2 protein-coding genes, 1 tRNA gene and 1 pseudogene are annotated in these 2,796 nt (G+C 47.6%); 3 read left to right on the top strand and 1 reads right to left on the bottom strand.

Annotated elements, in window-relative coordinates:
* Positions 1 to 111: 111 nt before the first annotated feature.
* Positions 112 to 522, top strand: coding sequence for an epoxyqueuosine reductase (locus RMO55_RS22290; RefSeq protein ID WP_396134309.1), 411 nt, complete (start codon positions 112 to 114; stop codon positions 520 to 522).
* Here the strand turns inward: RMO55_RS22290 and RMO55_RS13780 are convergent.
* Positions 505 to 1,380 (bottom strand): annotated as a pseudogene (locus RMO55_RS13780) (FAD-dependent oxidoreductase); the annotation flags it as partial. The gene RMO55_RS22290 and the pseudogene RMO55_RS13780 overlap by 18 nt on opposite strands.
* A 717-nt stretch (positions 1,381 to 2,097) precedes the next feature.
* Between RMO55_RS13780 and RMO55_RS13775 the strand changes: the two are divergent.
* Together RMO55_RS13775 and RMO55_RS13770 are read left to right on the top strand one after the other, a co-directional pair.
* The gene (locus RMO55_RS13775) at positions 2,098 to 2,619 is read left to right on the top strand and encodes a low molecular weight protein-tyrosine-phosphatase (protein WP_396134308.1); all 522 of its coding nucleotides are present in this window, start codon (positions 2,098 to 2,100) and stop codon (positions 2,617 to 2,619) included.
* Between the two features lie 56 nt (positions 2,620 to 2,675).
* Positions 2,676 to 2,756: transfer RNA gene (locus tag RMO55_RS13770), tRNA-Tyr, on the top strand.
* Positions 2,757 to 2,796: the final 40 nt, after the last annotated feature.

The raw sequence follows: 2,796 nt of genomic DNA, 5'->3' as shown, positions 1-2,796 counted from the left end.
AACTTCAAACTCTCAAACTTCAAACTCTCAAACTTCAAACTCTCAACCTTCAAACTCACAAACTTCAAACTCTCAAACTTCTTGGACTTGCAACTTCAAACTCATTTGGACATGATACGCGCTGAGGCGCAGCGACTCGGCTTCGAGTTCGTAGGCTTCGCCCGTGCCGAACGGCTTGATGACGAAGCCCGCCGTCTCGAAGCCTGGCTCCATCAGGGGGCGCACGGGCGCATGGCGTACATGGAAAATCACTTCGATATGCGCATCGACCCGACCTTGCTGGTGCCCGGCGCAAAGACGGTCATCTGCCTGACTTTCAATTACTTCAATCCCGAAAAACAACACGATCCCGAAGCCCCCAAAATCAGTCAATATGCCTACGGCGAGGATTATCACCTCGTGGTCAAAGACCGGTTGAAGGATCTCCTCCAGTTCATGCAGGCTGAAATCGGCGAGGTGAACGGTCGCTGTTTCGTGGACAGTGCGCCCGTGATGGAGCGCGAGTACCCCTACAGCTTCTAAATTGAGGTTTTTGGTATCGGGAATCCGACCCGTCGCTACGAGGCAGGCATCGACCTCTAGGATTTCGACGACTTCTTTGGTTTTGGCATCGGCTAGCTCGATTACTACTGGCGAACCAGGGATAATTCGTTTGGCGAGAAGGCTGGGGCGAGCATCGATGTCACGCGGATCGATTAAAATTCGTTTGGCGAGTTTAGCGATATCAGTATCGAATCCTGGCATCAATTGGTCGAAAAATTCAATCATCGTGACTTCCGAACCCAGTGCGGTGTAGACATCGGAGAATTCTAAACCGATATAACCGCTACCAATAATGGCGATCCACTGGGGAATTGTCTCTAATTTAATCGCATCGTCGCTGGTAAATACCGTCTTTCCATCAACTTCAATTCCTGGCGGTACGAACGGAATCGAACCCGAAGAAATCATCACATCCTTAGCGGTAATTATTTTCTCGCCTTCAGGTGTAGTCACACTCACCTTTTGAGTACCCGCAATTTTCCCATAACCGCGAATCACCTCGACATTCAACCGCGTCAAACTATTCGTCAGATCTCCCCGCAGCTTTGTCACCAGATTACTAGCATGAGCGGCAACTCCGGCTCGATCGAAATTGACATTATCCACCTGAATCCCCATCGCTTTGAGATGGTGAGCATTCCGCAATTCCCGCACTCTACCCGAAGCCGCCAGGAGTGCTTTAGAAGGGATACAGCCGCGATTGACGCAAGTACCGCCCATATCTCCCACCTCGATAATTGCCGTCTTCAAACCGCAACTTACCGCATGGAGAGCTGCACCATGTCCGCCTACACCCGCACCAATAATTACTAAATCATAGTCAAATTGTTCGCTCACGCCGCTATATCCTTATTTATAATGCCCAGCCTCTATTCTCGCTCCGACCGATCGCCCTTGTAAAGGATCGGTAGTCAATTCACTGCAATTCCAAATTTAAACTCGACATACTCAGATCTTGCACCAGTACACGACAACTGATGAAATAGCCTCAAAACTTACTTCTAGGTACTATCCACTATCCACTCATCATCCTAGATATCTAATTTTTCACTGGGAAGAGAGTAGCTTTTAGCAAAATGGCTGAGGTCGATCGAGTATCAGCTCAGTTATATTTAGGACATGAAGGTTGGTTTAAGCCAGTTAAATCGGCAACCAAAGTTCAAAAGTATTCTTGTTAGTAATGTTGCTCTCATTTGCACTCGTTACGAAGGGAAATCGGGGTTTAAACTTGAATGGAGCTAGTTATTAATTTAACTAACTCCATTTTTTTATGCGAAAAATATAGGTGAGGTAAGTCATGAATTACCCCTACCGATGTTTCGAGCGCGATTCCTACGACGATAGTCGCTGCTCCCGTCCAACTCCAAACTATCTGGACAATTATCAGCTCTAAGTGGAAACCCGATCGAGGTAAAACCCTCGAATTTGGTAAAATATTCGCAGGTATCGATCCCATTGTTGTCGATCGCGCCGCCTGTATTACCACAGGCGAATCAATTCCCAACTATTTGGACTCGATCGAAAGGCTTAGATCGATCCTCTAAATTCCCCAACATCTCCTCCCTACTCCCTACCCTCTACTCCCTACCCCTTAACGTGAAACTCCTCTTCGTCTGTCTCGGTAATATCTGTCGTTCTCCATCAGCCGAGAATATCATGAATCATCTCGCCGCCAAATCTGTAATTGGTAATCAGATTGAATGTGACTCCGCTGGAACTGCCAACTATCATACTGGAAAATCACCCGATCGACGGATGCAAGCCGCCGCTGCCAAACGGAATATCCCGATGAAAGGCAGTGCCAGACAATTCATCAAAGCTGACTTCACAGCCTTCGATCTCATCCTGGCGATGGATCGAGAAAACTATCAGAATATTCTCGCGCTAGATACTCAAGGGCAATATCGACACAAAGTTAAACTAATGTGTGACTTCGCCACTCAGCACCCAGACAAAGAAGTCCCCGATCCCTATTATGGCGGTGCAGAAGGCTTTGACTACGTTATCGACCTCCTTACGGATGCTTGCGGCGGACTTCTCTCGGAGCTAGAATCTACAGCTTCAACAAATATTTAGCAAATTGCTTGGTGTTTTGAGAGACTTATGCTATTGTTAGTAACTGTGAAACAAATGGGTCGATGGCCGAGTGGTTAATGGCGGCAGACTGTAAATCTGCTGGGAGACCTACGCTGGTTCAAATCCAGCTCGGCCCACTTTCACAAACGCCCTCATAGCTCAGTGGTAGAGCACTTC

Source organism: Chamaesiphon sp. VAR_48_metabat_135_sub (genome assembly GCF_031418915.1).
In the GTDB taxonomy this organism is placed as follows: domain Bacteria; phylum Cyanobacteriota; class Cyanobacteriia; order Cyanobacteriales; family Chamaesiphonaceae; genus Chamaesiphon.
This window is presented reverse-complemented; position numbering and strand designations above follow the sequence as displayed.